The organism is Kitasatospora sp. NPDC001664, from assembly GCF_053596675.1.
Window position 1 is genome coordinate 11,978 of the sequence record NZ_JBSFGS010000018.1, and the last position, 19,484, is coordinate 31,461.

13 protein-coding genes are annotated in these 19,484 nt (G+C 72.0%); 9 read left to right on the plus strand and 4 right to left on the minus strand.

Translation table 11 applies throughout. The features are described from left to right. The first annotated feature begins 327 nt into the window (after nucleotides 1-327). Complete coding sequence (gene hpf, locus ACWCYY_RS24525) at nucleotides 328-1,020, plus strand: ribosome hibernation-promoting factor, HPF/YfiA family (RefSeq protein WP_345289991.1); 693 nt, start codon at nucleotides 328-330, stop codon at nucleotides 1,018-1,020. A 145-nt stretch (nucleotides 1,021-1,165) separates the two neighbouring features. Beyond that, nucleotides 1,166-1,894, plus strand: coding sequence for a response regulator transcription factor (locus ACWCYY_RS24530; protein ID WP_345289990.1), 729 nt, complete (start codon nucleotides 1,166-1,168; stop codon nucleotides 1,892-1,894). 27 nt (nucleotides 1,895-1,921) lie between these two features. On the opposite strand, the gene ACWCYY_RS24535 is transcribed toward ACWCYY_RS24530, so the two are convergent. Both ACWCYY_RS24535 and ACWCYY_RS24540 read right to left on the minus strand, forming a co-directional pair. After that, entirely contained in the window at nucleotides 1,922-3,712 is a 1,791-nt protein-coding gene (locus tag ACWCYY_RS24535; RefSeq protein WP_380149636.1) for a flavin monoamine oxidase family protein, read from the minus strand. Nucleotides 3,713-3,794: 82 nt separating this feature from the next. Then, entirely contained in the window at nucleotides 3,795-4,961 is a 1,167-nt protein-coding gene (locus ACWCYY_RS24540) for a winged helix-turn-helix domain-containing protein (protein WP_449797269.1), read from the minus strand. Nucleotides 4,962-5,232: 271 nt separating this feature from the next. Between ACWCYY_RS24540 and secA the strand changes: the two genes are divergently transcribed. Beyond that, entirely contained in the window at nucleotides 5,233-7,992 is a 2,760-nt protein-coding gene (secA, locus tag ACWCYY_RS24545; protein ID WP_345289986.1) for a preprotein translocase subunit SecA, read from the plus strand. 284 nt (nucleotides 7,993-8,276) lie between these two features. On the opposite strand, the gene ACWCYY_RS24550 is transcribed toward secA, so the two are convergent. After that, on the minus strand, nucleotides 8,277-8,747 hold the full coding sequence (locus ACWCYY_RS24550; protein WP_380149635.1) for an Rv3235 family protein: 471 nt from the start codon (nucleotides 8,745-8,747) through the stop codon (nucleotides 8,277-8,279). A 251-nt stretch (nucleotides 8,748-8,998) separates the two neighbouring features. On the opposite strand from ACWCYY_RS24550, the gene ACWCYY_RS24555 reads away from it, so the two are divergent. Genes ACWCYY_RS24555 through ACWCYY_RS24565 form a run of 3 tightly spaced genes read left to right on the plus strand, consistent with a single transcriptional unit; the run spans nucleotide 8,999 to nucleotide 11,531 of the window. Next, nucleotides 8,999-9,994, plus strand: a complete 996-nt coding sequence (locus ACWCYY_RS24555; RefSeq protein WP_449797270.1) for a patatin-like phospholipase family protein — start codon at nucleotides 8,999-9,001, stop codon at nucleotides 9,992-9,994. 49 nt (nucleotides 9,995-10,043) lie between these two features. Continuing rightward, entirely contained in the window at nucleotides 10,044-10,553 is a 510-nt protein-coding gene (locus ACWCYY_RS24560; RefSeq protein WP_345281331.1) for a DUF6912 family protein, read from the plus strand. Nucleotides 10,554-10,589: 36 nt separating this feature from the next. Continuing rightward, a complete protein-coding gene (locus ACWCYY_RS24565; protein ID WP_449797271.1) occupies nucleotides 10,590-11,531 on the plus strand; it encodes an endonuclease/exonuclease/phosphatase family protein in 942 nt (313 codons plus the stop codon). A 17-nt stretch (nucleotides 11,532-11,548) separates the two neighbouring features. Here the strand turns inward: ACWCYY_RS24565 and ACWCYY_RS24570 are convergent, their stop codons facing one another. After that, nucleotides 11,549-12,766, minus strand: a complete 1,218-nt coding sequence (locus ACWCYY_RS24570) for a PucR family transcriptional regulator (RefSeq protein ID WP_345281329.1) — start codon at nucleotides 12,764-12,766, stop codon at nucleotides 11,549-11,551. A gap of 300 nt (nucleotides 12,767-13,066) precedes the next feature. Between ACWCYY_RS24570 and ACWCYY_RS24575 the strand changes: the two genes are divergently transcribed. From ACWCYY_RS24575 to ACWCYY_RS24585, 3 genes are all read left to right on the plus strand, one after another. Then, nucleotides 13,067-13,513, plus strand: coding sequence for an SsgA family sporulation/cell division regulator (locus ACWCYY_RS24575; RefSeq protein ID WP_345281339.1), 447 nt, complete (start codon nucleotides 13,067-13,069; stop codon nucleotides 13,511-13,513). 29 nt (nucleotides 13,514-13,542) lie between these two features. Further along, nucleotides 13,543-14,196, plus strand: a complete 654-nt coding sequence (locus ACWCYY_RS24580; RefSeq protein WP_449797272.1) for an HAD family hydrolase — start codon at nucleotides 13,543-13,545, stop codon at nucleotides 14,194-14,196. Between the two features lie 281 nt (nucleotides 14,197-14,477). Next, a complete protein-coding gene (locus ACWCYY_RS24585) occupies nucleotides 14,478-19,418 on the plus strand; it encodes an NAD-glutamate dehydrogenase (RefSeq protein ID WP_449797273.1) in 4,941 nt (1,646 codons plus the stop codon). The last annotated feature ends 66 nt before the right edge of the window (nucleotides 19,419-19,484 follow it).

A 19,484-nucleotide genomic window follows, 5' to 3' on the forward strand; every position in this document is an offset into this window, starting at 1 on the left:
GTGACTCCCGGTGGTCGGCCCGTACCAAACGGTGGGCCGTCCGGGGCATGTTGTCCAGGTGTTTACCGGTTTTTCACCCGCGTGAGGGTAAACAGGACGGAACAGTCCTCCAGCCGACCGGGGATGGCGAAATCCCGGTGTGAGGTGTTCGATGAGGCTCCAAGGGGTTTCAAGCGCTTCTGGTGGGGAGGAAGTGAGGTGAGGGCCAGTCCCTCCCAGCGCCCCCGGGAGCCCCGGTGGTGATGGTGAAGCGGCTGGTCCGGCTGGGTCTCAGTCCGGTCCGGGAACGTTCCGGCCCGGCGTCAGCACGAGGGATCGGAGTTCTGCGTGGACATCGTCGTCAAGGGCCGCAAGACCGAGGTGCCCAAGAGGTTCCGAGAGCACGTGGCCGAGAAGCTGGAGAAGGTCCAGAAGTTCGACGGCAAGGTGATCAGCCTCGACGTCGAGGTGTCCAAGGAACACAACCCGCGCCAGGCCGACCGGTCCGAGCGGGTGGAGATCACGATGCGCACCCGCGGCCCGGTGATCCGGGCCGAGGCCGCCGCCGCTGACCCGTACGCGGCGCTCGACCTGGCCTCCGCGAAGCTGGACGCGCAGCTGCGCAAGTCCGCCGACCGGCGGCGGGTGCACAAGGGCGGCAACGGCCGCACCCCGATCAGCGTCGCGGAGGCGACGGCGGCGCTGGCGTCGCTCCCCGAGGTGGAGGAGCCCAGCGCCGGGGTCAACGGCACGGCCCGCAAGACCATGATGGGATCGCTGGAGGTGGAGGGCGACGGACCGCTCGTCGTCCGGGAGAAGACGCACGGCGCCGCGCCCATGTCGCTGGACCAGGCGCTGTACGAGATGGAGCTCGTCGGCCACGACTTCTACCTCTTCGTGGAGAAGGACAGCGGCCTGCCGAGCGTGGTGTACCGGCGGCACGGCTACCACTACGGCGTGATCCACCTGGCCACCGACGGCACGAACGTCGGCCCGGCCAGTGACGCCGGCGGTGCGATCGGCGGCCCGGACCAGGACTGACGCACAGGAGGCGATGCGGGTGACCCCCGGTGGCGGCTGCCACCGGGGGTCACCCGTTCCGGGAGGGGCGACGGCGGAGGGTGATCGACCGCGGGCGCTTCGTGGAATGATGTGCCGACACTGACCGGGCGGCGGGGAGGGGCGGATGGGGGAGCGATTCGGTCTGACGGGCGGACCGCCGGGGGACGCGGACGAACCGCCGCACCGGGACGAGCCGATCCGGGTCCTGGTGGTGGACGACCACGCGCTGTTCCGCCGGGGCCTGGAGATCGTGCTGGCGGAGGAGCCCGACATCCGGGTGGTGGGCGAGGCCGGGGACGGCGCGGAGGCGGTGCTCAAGGCGGCCGACCTGCTGCCCGACATCATCCTGATGGACGTACGGATGCCGCGTCGCAGCGGGATCGAGGCCTGTACCGCGATCAAGGACGTGGTGCCCAGCGCCAAGATCATCATGCTGACCATAAGCGACGAGGAGGCCGACCTCTACGAGGCGATCAAGGCGGGTGCCACCGGCTACCTGCTGAAGGAGATCTCCACCGACGAGGTCGCCACCGCGATCCGGGCGGTCGCCGACGGGCAGTCGCAGATCAGCCCGGCGATGGCCTCCAAGCTGCTCACCGAGTTCAAGTCGATGATCCAGCGGCGGCCGGACGAGCGGGAGCTGCTGCCGGCGCCCCGGCTCACCGACCGCGAGCTGGAGGTGCTCAAGCTGGTCGCCACCGGGATGAACAACCGGGAGATCGCCAAGGAGCTCTTCATCTCCGAGAACACCGTGAAGAACCACGTGCGCAACATCCTGGAGAAGCTGCAGCTGCACTCCCGGATGGAGGCCGTGGTCTACGCGATGCGGGAGAAGATCCTGGAGATCGGCTGACCGCCGACCTCCAGGCCTGACCCTCCGTCAGCGGGCCTGCAGCTCCAGGAAGGTGCGCACGGCGGACTCCAGCGCGCCCTCGATCCAGGCCGGCTTGAGGCTGGTGTGCTCGCCCGCGAAGTGCACCCGGCCCTCGGGCCGGCCGGCCGCCGGGTGCAGCTCGTGCAGCTGCCCCGGGGTCGGGATCACCGCCTCGCCCAGGGCGTACCGGGCCCGGGCCCAGGACTGGGTGACGCCGACGCCGGTGAACTCGCGGCGCACCTGGGGGCCGAACAGCCGCTCCAGGTCGTCCAGCGCGAAGGCGTACCGCTCGCCCGGGGTCAGCGAGTCCCAGCGCATCGCGTCGTCGGACCAGGTGTACGAGGCCAGCACCACCCCGCCGGGGGCGCCGCCCGGGGCGTGCGAGGGGAAGTAGGTGAAGCGGCTGGCGCTGTCCGAGACGCAGCCGCCGCCGGTGAAGCCGTTCGGACCGTCCTCCCAGAAGCGGCGCTTGAACTCCAGCAGCACCTTGGTGGCGGAGTCGTAGTGCAGCTCGGTGACGGCGCGGCGCTTGGGGTAGGACATCAGCGGCTCGATCCGGCAGAACCGCAGCGCGCTGAACGGGATGGTGACCAGGGCGTAGTCGCCCTCGAAGACCTCGGTGCGGCCGTCGGGGGCGCCGTCGCAGGACTCCTCGTCGCCGCTCTCGCCGACCGTCTCGATCCGCACGCCGGCGGCGCTCTGGGACAGCCTGGTCATCCGGCGGCCCATCCGCAGCTCGGCGGCGAGCGGGGCGGCCAGCGCGGTGGTGAGGGTGTCGGTGCCGCCCTCCAGCTCCCAGTAGCGGTTCGCGGGGTTGATCAGGGCGTGGTCGATCAGGGTCGGGACGAGGGAGTAGTGCAGCCGGGAGGTGATGTTCTCCAGCGTCCCGGCGGCCTGGACGGACGCCTCGTCCCAGCCGGCCTCCTCCCGCAGGAAGCGGCGGGTGGAGTGGTAGCCGTAGCGGGAGAAGACCTCCGTCCAGCCGTCCAGGCGCCGGGCGATGTCGCCGGGCGGGACGGTGGCCGGCTCGAAGGCGGCGTGCACGGCGGCCGCGGCGGTGGAGGCGAAGCGGGCGCCGAAGGAGCGGTTGAGCTCGCCGGGGTCGCGGGCGTAGTCGGCCTTGGCGGTGGTCAGGCCGTTGACCGCGAGCAGGGTGCGGAAGACCGGGGCGGGCGCGGTGAAGGGGGTGTCCGGGCCGTTGCTCCAGACCTCGCCGGTGAAGGAGCGGTGGGTCACCGGGGGCACCGGACCGAGCGCCCGGGTGCCGGGGGCGATGTCGGCGTTGAAGAACAACCGCCGCTTCAGGCCCAGCTTGTCGGCCAGCGCCAGCACCAGGGGGTGGAAGTCGGGAAGCCGCATCGCGCCGGCCTCCGCGTACAGCCGCTCGTCGCTGAACATGCCGCGGAAGGTCTTCACCCGGCCGCCGACCCGGTTCGCGTTCGCCTCCAGGACCACCACCTCGTGGCCGGCCCGCTTCAGCAGGGTGGCCGCCGTCAGCCCGGCCACGCCCGCGCCGACCACCAGCACCCGCTTCCGGCCGGTGGTGGGCGGCAGCTGACCGTCGATCAGGACCTTGAGGTACTCCAGGGTCAGGTCGGTGCGCTCGTCCTCGCCGACCATCAGCATCTCCCGGGCCAGGCCCCGGCTGACCGCCCCGTCCGCCCGGGTGCCGCCCGTGGCCGGGCGGGCCGGCGCGGCGGTGGCCGGGCGGGGCGCCAGGCCGACGGCGCCCAGGTTGACCGCGCCCAGGGCGGCGGCCGCTCCGAGCAGGGTGCGGCGTGTGGTGGTCAGGCCCATGCGGTGCTCCGAATCGGTGGTGCGGAAGGACACCACCGGGCAACGGCCCGGGGCCCGGCGGGACACGCCGGGCCCGCCGGGATCACCCGATCAGCTTCTCCAGGGCGGGGCGCAGGCCCTCGTCGGACAGCCGCTCCACCCGGACGGCGGTGCAGCCCACCCACCCGGCGGCCTCGCGCAGCGCGCCGGCCAGCGCCTCCAGGTGGCGGGGCGAGTCCAGCGAGACCTGACGGGCCACCAGGGTCCTCCCCTCCCGGGCCGGATCGACCCGGCCGACCAGCCGGCCGCCGGTCAGCAGCGGCATCGCGAAGTAGCCGTGCACCCGCTTCTCCTTCGGGGTGTAGGCCTCCAGACGGTGCGTCAGGCCGAAGATCCGCTCCGTCCGCGGCCGGTCCCAGACCAGCGAGTCGAACGGCGACAGCAGCGTGGTGCGGTGCCGCCCGCGCGGGGCGGTCTCCAGCGCGGCCGGGTCGGCCCAGGCCTGCGCGCCCCAGCCGGCCACCGTCACCGGGACCAGGCCGGACTCCGGCAGGGCCGCGTCGAAGTGCTTCGCCTTCAGCCGGTAGTAGTCCATCAGGTCGGCCCGGGTGGCCACCCCGAGCGCCGTGCCGGCCTGGGCCACCAGGCGGCGCACGCACTCCGCGTCGGAGGGCTCCTCGGCCAGGTACTCGGCCGGGATCGCCTGCTCGGCCAGCGCGTACACCCGCTTCCAGCTGCGCCGCTCGGTGCAGACCACGTCGCCGAAGGCCAGCGCCTTCTCCACCGCGACCTTGGTGTCCGACCAGTCCCACCACTCCGAGGTGCGCTTGGCGCCGCCCAGCTCGGTGGAGGTCAGCGGGCCCTCCGTGCGCAGCTGGTCCAGCACCTGACGGTACGTCCGCTCCTCGGTGCTGCGGCCCCAGACGTGACCGTTGGACCGGTAGGAGCGGCGGCGGAAGCCGAACAGCGGCCACTCCTCCACCGGCAGGATGCAGGCCGCGTGCGACCAGTACTCGAAGGAGGTGCCGCCGCCCCAGTACGCCGCCTCCACCGCCGGGCGGCCGACCGCGCCGAGGCGCGCGTACGGCACCAGCTCGTGCGAGCGGGCCAGCACCGAGATGGTGTCCAGCTGGACCGCGCCGAGGTGCCGGAGCACGCCGCGCACCCCGCCCCTGCGGTCGGGCGCGCCGAGCAGCCCCTGGGCGCGCAGCGCGATCCGGCGGGCCTCGTCGGCGGAGAGTTCGAGGACGGGTGCAGGCGTGGCGGTCATGCCGCGCAGGGTAGACGGAGGGACTGACAGCGGGGGGAGCCGGAGCGGGAACCAAGTCAGGTCCCGGCGCGTACAACCTGAGCGAGGGCCGGAGGGTGACCGAAATGTCCGCACCGGAGCGCAATCGGCCGTTGTGCCCCCACGGGTGACACGGGAATACCGTGCTGACGCACCTCCCGGCGCGTTGGCTCCCTCGCATACGATGGCCCGTGCGGTGGGGTCGACCCACCGTGCTGCCGTCCAACGCCGAACAGGCAAGGAGCCCGCCCTAGTGTCCGTCTTCGACAAGATCCTGCGCGCCGGTGAGGGCAAGGTCCTTCGCAAGCTCCAGCGGATTGCTGCCCAGGTCAACTCCATCGAAGAGGACTTCGTCAACCTCAGCGACGAGGACCTGCGGGCACTCACCGACGAGTACAAGCAGCGGCTCGCCGACGGCGAGACCCTGGACGACATCCTCCCCGAGGCCTTCGCCACCGTCCGCGAGGCGGCCAAGCGCGTGCTCGGCCAGCGCCACTACGACGTCCAGCTGATGGGCGGCGCCGCGCTGCACCTGGGCTACGTCGCCGAGATGCGCACCGGCGAGGGCAAGACCCTGGTCGGCACCCTGCCCGCGTACCTGAACGCGCTGAGCGGCAAGGGCGTGCACCTGATCACGGTCAACGACTACCTCGCCGAGCGCGACTCGGAGTGGATGGGCCGGGTGCACCGCTTCCTCGGCCTCGAGGTCGGCGTGATCCTGGGCAACATGTCGCCCGCCGAGCGCAAGCGGCAGTACGCCTGCGACATCACCTACGGCACCAACAACGAGTTCGGCTTCGACTACCTGCGCGACAACATGGCGTGGTCGCAGGACGAACTGGTGCAGCGCGGCCACAACTTCGCGATCGTCGACGAGGTCGACTCGATCCTGATCGACGAGGCCCGCACCCCGCTGATCATCTCCGGCCCGGCCGACCAGGCCACCAAGTGGTACGCCGACTTCGCCAAGCTGGTGCTGCGCCTCAAGCGCGACCGCGACTACGAGGTCGACGAGAAGAAGCGCACGGTCGGCGTCCTGGAGGAGGGCGTCTCCCGGGTCGAGGACTACCTCGGGATCGACAACCTCTACGAGTCGGTCAACACCCCGCTCGTCGGGTTCCTGAACAACGCCATCAAGGCCAAGGAGCTCTACAAGAACGACAAGGACTACGTCGTCATGAACGGCGAAGTCATGATCGTCGACGAGCACACCGGCCGCATCCTGGCCGGCCGCCGCTACAACGAGGGCATGCACCAGGCGATCGAGGCCAAGGAGGGTGTGGAGGTTCAGAACGAGAACCAGACCCTGGCCACCGTCACCCTGCAGAACTTCTTCCGCCTCTACGACAAGCTCGGCGGCATGACCGGTACCGCCACCACCGAGGCGGCCGAGTTCCACCAGATCTACAAGCTCGGCGTGGTGCCGATCCCGACCAACAAGACCCCGCTGCGCATCGACCAGCCGGACCTGATCTACAAGTCCGAGCCGGCCAAGTTCGCCGCCGTGGTCGAGGACATCGTCGAGAAGCACGAGAAGGGCCAGCCGGTCCTGGTCGGCACCGTCTCGGTCGAGAAGTCCGAGTACCTCTCGCAGGAGCTGCGCAAGCGCGGCGTCCCGCACGAGGTCCTCAACGCCAAGCACCACGAGCGCGAGGCGCAGATCGTCGCCCAGGCGGGCCGTCGCGGCGCCGTCACGGTGGCCACCAACATGGCCGGCCGCGGCACCGACATCATGCTCGGCGGCAACGCGGAGCACCTCGCGGTGGCCGAGCTGGCGCAGCGCGGCATCACCGAGATCGACACTCCGGAGGAGTACGAGGCCGCCTTCCCGGCCGCCCTGGAGAAGGCCAAGACCGCCGTGAAGGCGGAGCAGCTCGAGGTCCAGGAGCTGGGCGGCCTGTACGTGCTCGGCACCGAGCGGCACGAGTCGCGGCGCATCGACAACCAGCTGCGCGGCCGTTCCGGCCGTCAGGGCGACCCGGGCGAGTCGCGGTTCTACCTGTCGCTGGGCGACGACCTGATGCGGCTGTTCAAGGCCGGGATGGTCGAGCGCGTGCTGGCCATGGCCAACGTGCCGGAGGACGTGCCGATCGAGTCCAAGATGGTGACGCGGGCCATCGCCTCGGCGCAGACCCAGGTCGAGCAGCAGAACTTCGAGATCCGCAAGAACGTCCTCAAGTACGACGAGGTGCTGAACCGTCAGCGCGAGGTCATCTACGGCGAGCGTCGTCGCGTGCTGGAGGGCGAGGACCTGCAGGAGCAGGTCACGCACTTCATGGACGACACCGTCGAGGCGTACGTCAACGCCGCGACCGGCGAGGGCTTCGAGGACGACTGGGACCTGGACAAGCTGTGGGCGGCGCTCAAGCAGCTGTACCCGGTGACGCTGGACCTGGAGGAGCTCGAGGAGGAGGCCGGCGGGCCGGCCGGGCTCACCGCCGAGTTCCTGGTCAAGGCGCTGCAGGAGGACGTGCAGGGGCAGTACGGCGCCCGTGAGGACGCGCTCGGCGCGGAGATCATGCGGGAGCTGGAGCGGCGCGTGGTGCTGTCGGTGCTCGACCGGCGGTGGCGTGAGCACCTCTACGAGATGGACTACCTCCAGGAGGGCATCGGCCTGCGGGCGATGGCCCAGCGCGACCCGCTGGTCGAGTACCAGCGCGAGGGCTTCGACATGTTCTCCGCGATGATGGAGGGCATCAAGGAGGAGTCGGTCGGCTACCTGTTCAACCTGGAGGTCCAGGTCGAGCAGCAGGTCGAGGAGGTGCCGCTCGCGGACACCGAGGAGACCCTCGCCAAGCTGGAGAAGGACCAGGCGGCCGGCCGCCCGGAGATCAAGGCGAAGGGCCTGGAGGCTCCGAAGCCGCAGCGTCTGCACTACACCGCCCCGTCGGTGGACGGCGACGAGCACGTCATCGAGGGCGACTTCGAGGACGGCGTCGAGGACGGCGACGGGCTGACCCGGGCGGAGCGGCGCAAGGCCGCCCGCGCGGCGAAGGGCCGCCGCAAGAAGTAACGCGTAGCTGTACGCGGTCGCCCGGAAGGGCAGTGCCTCAGGGGCGCGAGGAACTGCGCGAAGGGGAACGGCAGCACCTGCAACTGGCTGATGGTGGGTCAGTTGCAGGTGCGCCGCCTCCCGAAGCGCGCAGTTCCTCGCGCCCCTTGGCGTGTGCCCTGCCGGACGTGGGATCGGCAGCGCGTGCAACTGGCTCGGCTGCCCCGATCTTGCGGTGGGGGGTCTTCCGGTTCGCGCAGTTCCCCGCGCCCCTGGGCGCTGCCCTGCCGAGCCGCTGCCTCCAACTACCTCGCTTCGACGGCGGTGCACTGCCACTGGTCGGTGCGGCGGTGCTGTTCGAGGCGGAAGGCGACCATGTGGTGGCGGGGGCCGAACTCGACGCGGACGCAGACCTCGAGGGCGCGGGGGGTGGGGGCGGAGTCGTAGACGCGGCCGAGGCGGTGGGGGGTGAGGCGGCCGCGGGGGCGGAGGGGGCCGGTGCGGACCAGGGCGGTGAGCTGCTGGTACCCGGGGAGGGTGGTGTGGCGCTGGAGCTGGCCGGCGGGGCGGTGGCCGGTGAGGACCTCGACGAGGCGGTGGGCGAAGCGGGCGGCGAGTCGGCTGCTGCCGGTGCGGGCGGGGGCGCAGGCGGCCCGGGGGTGACGCGGGGTCAGTTCGCCGACGGGGTGCGGACGGCGCGGGGTGCGGTCGGGGCGCCGCGGATGGGGGTGGACCAGGGCTCGGACCCGGGGTGCGGCGGCGGTGGGAGCGGTCATCGGCGGCGCCCTTCGTGCGGAGCGGTGCGGGTTCGGCTCCTTGGTACCCGGGGCCGGTGGCGGTGGCAACGGACCCGGGGGGAGGTGTCGCGGGAGCGCGCCGGTGTCACCTATCCGGGTGGTTCGCGGTGCGGGACAAGGGCTGCGGCGGCCGGGGGTGGTGCACGGGGTTGACCGGCGGGGCGCGGCGGGTGGGCACGAAGGGGGACGTACCGTGGGGGCCGGTCGGTGGAGGGCGGAGGTGGTGCCTGGTGCGGCGGGGTCTGGTGCTCGGCGGGGGCGGGGTGCTGGGGGCGGCCTGGGCGGTGGGTGCGCTGCGGGCGGTGGAGGAGGAGACGGGGTGGCGGCCGGGGGAGGCGGAGGTGATCCTCGGGACCTCGGCCGGGTCGGTGCTGGGGACGCTGCTGGCGGCGGGGGTGGGGACGGCGGACCTGACGGACCACCAGCGCGGGCTGGACCTGGCCGCGGGCCCCCTGGCGGGGGTGGGCTTCGGGTACGAGGAGGCGCTGGGCGGGGCGCTGCCGCCGCTGCCGCGGCCGGGGTTCGGTTCGCCGGGGCTGCTGCGGGCCACGGTGCGCAACCCGCGGGGGTACCCGTTCCTGACCATGGTGTCGGCGGCCGCGCCGACCGGCCGCGCGTCGGTGGCGCCGGTCGGTGAGCTGGTGCGCGGGCTGGTCGGGGAGGCGGCGCCCGGGGGGTGGCCGCTGCGTGTGGTGTCGGTGGACTACGGGACCGGCCGGCGGGTGGTGTTCGGGGACCCGGGGCAGCCGCCGGCGCCGACGGCGGAGGCGGTGATGGCCTCCTGCGCGATCCCGGGGTGGTTCGCACCGGTGGAGCTGGACGGGCACCGGTACGTGGACGGCGGCTGCTGGTCGGCGACCAACGCGGACCTGATGCTCGGCCGGGGCCTGGACGAGGTGTACGTCCTGGCCCCGATGGCGCTGCGGCCCGGCTGGCCGGACGGCCGGGCGGAGAGCCGGGGGTGGGCGGGAGCGGTGCGGGAGTGGCGGCGGCGGGACCGGCCGCGCGGGGTGCTGGTGCAACTGGTGGGCCGGTACCGGCGGGTGGTGACCCGTCAGCTGTTCCGCGAGGTGCGGGCGCTGCGGGCCGCGGGAGTGCGGGTGCACGTGCTGGCCCCGACGCTGGAGGACCTGGCCGCGATGGGGCCGAACATGATGGATCCGCTGCGCCGTGCGCTGACCCTGGAGACAGCCCTGCACACCACGGCGCGGGCTCTGCGGGGGTGAGCCCCGTATTGTTTGGCTGTCCGGATCGTCCGAGGAAGCGGAGCCCCCGATGCGCGTGTACGTGCCCACCACCCTGGCCGGACTGGCGGCCGCGCACCCCGGTGGGTCCTTGGACCAGTCGGTGGCGTACGCCGTGACCCCGGCACTACGGGAGTGGTACGTCAGCGACGACCTGGAGGAGCTGGAGTACGCCGCGCTGAACCGGGCCGCCCAGGCCGCGCTGCGCCTGCTGGCCGAGGACGCGCAGGCCCCGCGCCGCCGGGTGGTGGTGGCGGTGGACGTGGCCGACTCGGCGGTGGCGCCGTTCGCCGGTGACGAGTACCAGGACCAGGCCTCGCTGGGCCGGATCGTGCTCAGGGGCCCGCTGCCGCTGGCCAAGGCGGCCGCCGTGCACGCCGACGTGGCCGACGCGGACGTGGTGGCCGACGTGGCGGCGGCGGTCGCGGCGATCGGCGCGGCGGACGGGGGCGACGCGGACGCGCAGTTCACGGTGGACGGTGCCGAGGACCACGAGCTGCTCTGGTTCGCCACCCAGGAGATCCCCGCGCTGCTGGCCTGATCCGGACGGCCTGACGCCCCGTAGAATCCCCCGGTCGTGGAGTCGATCAAGGGGGAACGCGCTGTGCGCAAGCTGTGGACGGCCCTGCTCGCCGTGGTGGTGCTGCTGTTGGCGGGGGCTCCGGCCCGGGCCGACGTGGCCGATCCGGTGACCTGGCCGAAGCCGAGGTTCATCACGTACAACGTCTGCGGGGCGGCCTGCCCGGACGTCTACCAGAACGACCCGGCCAAGTGGCGCGACCGGCTGGTCTCCGAGGTGGACGCCTGGAGCGCCGACGTGGTGGTGCTCCAGGAGCTCTGCCACGGGCAGTGGGACCTGCTGCGCACCAAGCTGGCGGGCCGCTACGAGGCGGTCTGGGGCGCGACGCTCTCCTCGGCCTCCGGCTGCGCCAAGTGGGACGCCGCGGACACCCGCTTCGGCCTGGGGATCTTCGTGAAGGGTCCGGCGGGCACCGTGGTGCCGGGCAGCCGCTCGGTGACGATGCTGCCGAAGCCGGACGGCACCGAGCAGCGCGCGCTGCTCTGCGCCCAGGCGAAGGTGACCGGCCGTCAGGTCCGGGTCTGCGACACCCACCTGGACCCGCACGACGCCGTCACGCCGGTGCACGCCGCCGAGGTGGCCCGGCTGACCGGGGCGTACGTGGACGCGGGCGAGCCGGTGCTGCTGGCGGGCGACTTCAACGCGACCCCGCAGGAGCCGGTCCTGGACGCGCTGTACAACCACTCGGGCGGCAGCGGGAAGTACCAGGAGGCGGACGAGAACGACGCCGACTTCTGCGCGCTGCCGGGTGGCCGCTGCCGCACCGGCGCGCCGACCGTGGAGCCGCTCTGCTCGCCGAAGGCCACCACCGCGACGAAGATCGACTACCTCTTCCTGAGCGCCCGGGACTTCCGCAACGTCAAGGGTGACGCGGCGCCCTGCACCCCGGGCATGTCGGACCACCACCTGCTGCGCGGGGCGGCCGAGTTCGAGGGCTGAGCACCCCTGGAGGGCGCTCAGTGCAGCGGGTCGCGGACCACCTCGGGCAGGCGGAGGACGGCCTGCAGGGCGATGTAGAGCTCGGCCGAGTCCAGCGGGCGCTCGAAGGAGCGTCCGCTGAGCTGCTCGATCCGGCGCAGGCGGTAGCGGATGGTGTTGGGGTGGCAGAACAGCAGTTTGCCCGCCTTGTCGGCCGAGCCGTCCACCGCGAAGTAGGTGGACATGGTGGTGAGCAGCTGCTCGCGCTGGCTCTCCGGGAGGTCCATCAGCGGGCCGAGCACCTGGTGGCCGATCCGGGAGGCGGTGGAGGGGGAGCTGACCACCAGCATCGGCAGCGGGGAGGCGTCGAAGACCGAGACGGTCTCGGAGCGGGGGGCCGCGCTGGCCAGCGCGACCTGGGCCAGGTGGAGGGCCTGCGGGGTCTGGTCGAGTCTGGAGTAGCAGGGGCTGACCCCGGCCCGACGGACCGTCTGGAGCCGTAGCGTCTCGACCAGTTGCTCCATCGCCGCGCCGTCCTGCATGGAGACGATGCCGATGTGGGCGTCGGGGGTGAGGCGCCAGGCGGAGCCCATCTGGTGGCTGCGCAGGGCGGGTTCGATGTCCGGCAGGGCCTGCCGGGCCAGGCCGGGGGCGTGCGCGACCACCACGGCGAAGGTGCCGTCGTAGGGCAGGGTGAGCATGTCGGCGGCCTCCAGGACCCGCCCGGGGTTGCCCATGCCGCCGCGCAGCACCACGTCCACCAGGGCCGAACGCTCCTGGTCCCACTGGATCTTGAGGGCGGCGGTGCGCTCGTTGAAGGCGTCCACCATGGCGCCCACCACCTCGTCGTTGTACCGCCAGACCTCGCTGGCCATCGCGACCAGGTCGGCGCTGCTGGCCGCGCCGGTGCGCTCGGCCTCGGCGACCATCCGCTCCCACAGGCAGCGGAAGCCCAGCCGGTAGGCGGTCTGCACCATGGCCAGCGGCACGCCCTGCTCGGCCCGGCGGCGCCCGGTGACCCGGGGGGCCTCCAGGGTGATCTCCTCGCCGGTGAGGCCGCGCAGGGAGTAGGCCAGGTTGTCCCGGACCGCCTCGTGCAGCTGGCCGGACGGCAGCGGGCCGGCGTCCTGGTAGACCTTCAGCTCCTCGCGGATCCGGCGGACCGTCTCCTCGGTCAGCTCCGGCAGGCCGTCGAGCAGGATCCGGGCCAGCCGCTTGGTCGATTCCCCCAGCACCGTGGTCGGTTGAGCGTCCATAGCGGTCAGGGTAGGAAGCGGCGGCCCGGCCGCTCCGGGGCCGTTCGTGCCCGGCCGGGCACGGCCGCACGGTGGGGTGGCGGGACGGGTGGGCGGACGGGCGGGCGTTCGGGGGGTGAGGCGGTGTCGCGGAGTTGACGCGGTGTCATCCGGAAGGCTGTCCGGCGCTTTTGTCGCCACCGACAGAACCGGCCGGGCCACCGCTGTTTGCCCCTACAGGGTTGCGGATCCGCGGGTACCGACCCGTTCCCGGCGTCGTTCTCAGTGCGCCGGACCGGGACGAGCGGAGGAGAGCGCGAGATGGAGAGCCGCGAGATGGAGAGCACCGTGCTGGAGCGCGACCTGACCATGGACCTGTTGGTGTCGCCCCAGGACAGCATCCCGGTCCGGGCCCGGCTGGGCTACCGGGCCGACGACCCGTACGCCGTGCACGTCACCTTCCACGTCCACTCGGCCTCCCCGGTCAGCTGGTACTTCGCCCGGGAGCTGCTGGCCGAGGGCGTCTACCGGGCCACGGGCAGCGGGGACGTGCGGATCTGGCCGAGCACCGTCGGCGGCCGCGGCCTGCTCACCGTGATGCTCCGCTCGCTGGAGGGCGACGTGCTGCTCCAGGCCGACGCCTCCACCGTGGCGGAGTGGGTCCGCCGCACCGAGGAGCTGGTGCCGCCCGGCACCGAGCTCGTGCACCACCAGGTCGACCGGGTGCTGCGCGAGCTGCTGGCGGACGGCTCGACCCCCGGGGCCTGAGCGCCGGCGGCGGCGGGTACCGTTCCTGGGTGAGCACGCACATCGTCTGGGACTGGAACGGCACCCTGCTGCACGACATGGCGGCCGTGGTGGCCTCCAGCAACGCGGCCTTCGCCACGCTCGGCATGGCGCCGATCACGCTGGAGCAGTACCGGGAGCTGTACACCTTCCCGATCCCGAAGTTCTACGAGCTGCTGCTCGGCCGCGAGCCCAGCCGGGACGAGTGGACGGTGCTGGACGCCGCCTTCCAGGACCGCTACCAGGAGCTCAGCGACGCCTGCGGGCTGACCGAGGGCGCGGCCGGGCTGCTGGCCGGCTGGCGGGCGGCCGGGCGCAGCCAGTCGCTGCTGTCGATGCACGAGCACCACCGGCTGGTGCCGCAGGTGCGGGCCCGCGGGATCGAGGAGCACTTCGTCCGGGTGGACGGCCGGGTCGGCGAGTCGTACGGGACGGGCAAGCGCGACTACCTGAAGCGGCACCTGGAGCGGCTCGGCCAGGACCCGGCGCGCACCGTGGTGATCGGGGACGCGGCGGACGACGCGGCGGCCGCCCACTGGGTGGGCGCGCGTGCGGTGCTGTACACCGGGGGTTCGCACACCCGGGAGAAGCTGGCGGGGCTCGGGGCCCCGGTGGTGGACTCGCTGGCGGAGGCGGTCGAACTGGTCCTGGCCGACGAGGTCTGACGGCGCGTCATGTGACCGGCCGGTTTGGACAACGTGTCCAGGACGGTGTGATCTTCGTCCGGCTTTCTGCCTCCATGTCCCCTGACACCCTGCTGGGCTTTGGTTAGGGTGAGTGACGTCGTCGGGTGCCGAATCCGTCACCATTACCCGGACGAAGGTCGCTTCATGCGTGCCATGGGCCACTTTCCTCCGGTGCTGGTGGAGGATTGCGGGTAGACCCGGCGGTGTACCCGGACCCATCACCGAGTCACGCAACGGCGCGCGACAGGAGCCATACAGCCATGCAGACCAAGCTGGACGCAGCCAAGGCCGAGCTGCTCACCAAGGCAGCGGCAGCCGCTGAGAACAGCCAGGTGGGGGGAGCGGCACCCGGGGAGGGCCTGAGCAACGGTGCTCTGGCCTCGTACCTGCGGTACTACTACCTCCACACCGCCCCCGAGGACCTCGTCGACCGCGACCCGGTGGACGTCTACGGCGCGGCGGCCTCGCACTACCGCCTCGGCCTGAAGCGCCCGCAGGGCACCGCCGAGGTCCGGGTGTACACCCCCACGGTGGAGGAGAACGGCTGGTCCTGCGGCCACACCGTGGTCGAGGTCGTCACCGACGACATGCCCTTCCTGGTCGACTCGGTCACCAACGAGCTGACCCGCCAGGACCGCGGCATCCACGTGGTGATCCACCCCCAGCTGGTGGTGCGCCGTGACCTGACCGGCAAGCTGCTGGAGATCCTCGACCTGGACGCCTGCTCGCGCAGCCAGGCGGCCGGCACCGAGTGGCCCGCCGACGCCACGGTCGAGTCCTGGATGCACATCGAGATCGACCGCGAGACCGACCGCGAGGACCTGCACGCGATCGAGGCCAACCTGCGCCGGGTGCTCGGCGACGTCCGCGAGGTCGTCGAGGACTGGGGCAAGATGCGCGACTCCGCGCTGCGCCTGGCCGACGAGCTGGCCGAGGAGCCCCCGGCCCACCTGGCCGAGCAGGAGGTCGGCGAGGCCTGGGAGCTGATGCGCTGGCTGGCCGACGACCACTTCACCTTCCTCGGCTACCGCGAGTACGACCTGGCCGAGCACGAGGGCGAGGAGGTGCTGCGGGCCGTCCCCGGCACCGGCCTCGGCATCCTGCGCTCCGACCCGCTCAGCCACGACACCGACCACCACCCGGTCTCCGAGGCCTTCGGCCGGATGTCCGCCCCGGTCCGGGCCAAGGCGCACGAGAAGAAGCTGCTGGTCCTCACCAAGGCCAACAGCAAGTCCACCGTGCACCGCCCGGCCTACCTGGACTACGTCGGCGTGAAGCGCTTCGACGCCCAGGGCAACGTGATCGGCGAGCGCCGCTTCCTCGGCCTGTTCTCCTCGGCCGCGTACACCGAGTCGGTCACCCGGATCCCGGTGGTCCGACGCAAGGTGCAGGAGGTGCTGGCCGGCTCCGGCTTCGCCAACGAGAGCCACGACGGCCGCGACCTGCTCCAGATCCTGGAGACCTTCCCCCGGGACGAGATCTTCCAGACCCCGGCCGAGCAGCTGCTCTCCATCGCCACCAGCGTGCTCTACCTGCAGGAGCGCCGCCGGCTGCGGCTGTTCCTCCGTCAGGACGAGTACGGGCGCTACTTCTCCGCGCTGATCTACCTGCCGCGCGACCGCTACACCACGCGGATCCGGCTGCGCCTGATGGACCTGCTGCTGCAGGAGCTGAACGGCGAGAACATCGAGTACACCGTCTGGTCCACCGAGTCGGTGCTGACCCGACTGCACTTCGTGGTCCGGGTCGCCAAGGGCAGCGAGCTGCCCTCGCTGACCGACGCCGAGGTGGAGCGGATCGAGGCCAAGCTGGCCGAGGCCGCGCGCTTCTGGATGGACGGCTTCCACGACCAGCTGCACGTCGAGCTGGGCGAGGAGCGCGCCGCCGAACTCGGCCGCCGCTACGCCAACGCCTTCCCCGACGGCTACCGCGCTGACTTCCCGCCGCGCACCGCCGTGGCCGACCTCAAGCAGATCGAGGCGCTGAGCGGCGAGGGCGACTTCCGGCTCAACCTCTACCAGCCGGTCGGCGCGGGCGACGACGAGCGCCGCTTCAAGATCTACCGGGTCGGCGGCCCGATCTCGCTGACCGAGGTCCTGCCGGTGCTCCAGCGCCTGGGCGTCGAGGTGCTCGACGAGCGCCCGTACGCGCTCACCCGCGAGGACGGCTCCAAGGCCTGGGTCTACGACTTCGGCCTGCGCCTGCGCGAGGCCTCCGCCCTCACCGACGAGGCGCGCGAGCGCTTCCAGGACGCCTTCTCGGCGACCTGGACCGGCAAGGCGGAGAACGACGGCTTCAACGAGCTGGTCCTCACCGCCGGTCTGACCTGGCGTCAGGCCGTGGTGCTGCGCGCCTACGCCAAGTACCTCCGCCAGGCCGGGAGCACCTTCTCCCAGGACTACATGGAGGACGCGCTCCGCAACAACATCCACACCACCCGGCTGCTGGTGAACCTCTTCGAGGCCCGGCTCAGCCCCGGCCACCAGCAGGGTGCGTCCGAGCTGACCGAGGGCATCCTGGAGGAGCTCTCCGGCGCCCTGGACGAGGTCGTCTCGCTGGACGAGGACCGCATCCTGCGCTCCTTCCTGAACCTCATCCGGGCCACCCTGCGGACCAACTTCTTCCAGCACGCCTCGGACGGCGAGCGGCACTCCTACGTGTCGATGAAGTTCGACCCCAAGGCCATCCCGGACCTGCCGGCCCCGCGCCCGGCCTTCGAGATCTGGGTCTACTCGCCCCGGGTCGAGGGCGTGCACCTGCGCTTCGGCAAGGTCGCCCGCGGCGGTCTGCGCTGGTCCGACCGGCGCGAGGACTTCCGCACCGAGATCCTCGGCCTGGTCAAGGCCCAGATGGTCAAGAACACCGTCATCGTCCCGGTCGGCGCCAAGGGCGGCTTCGTCGCCAAGCAGCTGCCGGACCCGTCGGTGGACCGCGACGCCTGGCTGGCCGAGGGCATCGCCTCGTACAAGACCTTCATCTCGGCGCTGCTGGACATCACCGACAACCTGGTGGCCGGCGAGGTCGTGCACCCGTCCGAGGTGGTCCGCCACGACGAGGACGACACCTACCTGGTGGTCGCCGCCGACAAGGGCACCGCGACCTTCTCGGACATCGCCAACGGCGTGGCCGAGAGCTACGGCTTCTGGCTGGGCGACGCCTTCGCCTCCGGCGGCTCCGCCGGGTACGACCACAAGGGCATGGGCATCACGGCGCGCGGCGCCTGGGAGTCCGTCAAGCGCAACTTCCGCGAGCTGGGCCACGACACCCAGACCGAGGACTTCACCGTGGTCGGCATCGGCGACATGTCCGGTGACGTGTTCGGCAACGGCATGCTGCTCAGCGAGCACATCCGGCTGGTGGCCGCCTTCGACCACCGCCACATCTTCCTGGACCCGAACCCGGACGCGGCGGTCTCCTTCGCCGAGCGGCGCCGGCTCTTCGACGTCCCGCGCAGCTCCTGGGACGACTACGACAAGAGCCTGATCTCGGCCGGCGGCGGCGTCTTCCCGCGCTCCGCCAAGTCGATCCAGCTCTCCGCCCAGGTGCGCGAGCGGCTCGGCATCGAGGAGTCCAAGCTCACCCCGGCCGAGCTGATGAAGGCGATCCTGCAGTCCCCGGTGGACCTGTTCTGGAACGGCGGCATCGGCACCTACATCAAGTCCTCCGCCGAGACCAACGCCGAGGTGGGCGACAAGTCCAACGACGCGATCCGGGTCAACGGCGGCCAGGTCCGGGCCCGGGTGGTCGGCGAGGGCGGCAACCTCGGCTGCACCCAGCTCGGCCGCATCGAGTACGCCTCGACCGGCGGCCCCGAGGGCACCGGCGGCTGGATCAACACCGACGCCATCGACAACTCGGCCGGCGTGGACACCTCGGACCACGAGGTCAACATCAAGATCCTGCTCAACCAGGTCGTCGCCGACGGCGACATGACGGTCAAGCAGCGCAACAAGCTGCTCGCCGAGATGACCGACGAGGTCGGCCACCTGGTGCTGCGCAACAACTACGCGCAGAACGTGGTGCTGGCCAACGCCGTCGCCCAGGCCCTCTCGATGGTCGACGTGCACGCCCGCATGATCAACCGCCTGGAGGGCAACGGCCAGCTGGACCGGGCCATCGAGTTCCTGCCGACGGACCGTCAGATCAAGGAGCGGGCGGCCGGCGGGCGCGGGCTCTCCCAGCCCGAGCTCTCGGTGCTGCTCGCCTACACCAAGATCACCCTGGCCGACGAGCTGCTCGCCACCGAGCTCCCCGACGACCCGTACTTCCGCACCGCGCTGCACGAGTACTTCCCGAGCGCGCTGCGGGCCCGGTTCGCCGAGGCGATCGACCAGCACCCGCTGCGCCGCGAGATCATCACCACCCTGATCGTCAACGACACGATCAACCGCGGCGGCTGCACCTTCGCCTTCCGGCTCCGCGAGGAGACCGGCGCCACCATGGAGGAGATCGCCCGCACCCACGCGGCGGCGCGCGCGGTCTTCGGCCTGGAGCGGATCTGGTCGGACGTCGAGGGCCTCGACAACGCCGTCCCGGCGCGGGTGCAGACCAAGATGCGCCTGCACACCCGCCGGCTGGTCGAGCGGGCCACCCGCTGGATGCTCAACAACCGGCGCCAGCCGCTGGACATCCAGGGCACCATCGAGTTCTTCCAGTCCCGGGTCGACCAGGTCTGGGACAGCCTGCCCAAGCCGCTGCGCGGCGAGGACCTCACCTGGTTCGAGGGCGTCCACCGGGAGCTGGCCGAGGCCGGCGTGCCGGAGGAGCTGGCGCTGCGGATCGCGGGTCTGTCCTCCGCCTTCCCGACCCTGGACATCGTCGGCGTCGCGGACCGCAGCGGCAGCGAGGTGACCGACGTCGCCGAGCTCTACTACGACCTGGCCGACCGCCTGCAGATCACCCACCTGCTGGACCGGATCATCGAGCTGCCGCGCGACGACCGCTGGTCCTCGATGGCCCGCGCCGCGATCCGCGAGGACCTGTTCGCCGCGCACTCCGCGCTCACCGCGGACATCCTGTCCTGCGGCACCGAGGGCTCCACGCCCGAGGAGCGGTACGCGGCCTGGGCCGAGCTCAACTCGACCCTGCTGAGCCGGGCCAAGACCACCCTCGACGACATAAGGGGTTCGGACAACTACGAGCTGTCCAGCCTCTCGGTCGCCATGCGGGTGATCCGCACCCTGCTCCGCACGGGCGTCTGACGGTCCGACAGTTCACCGCGAGGGCGGTACCGGCTTCCCTGCCGGTACCGCCCTCGCGGCATCCTG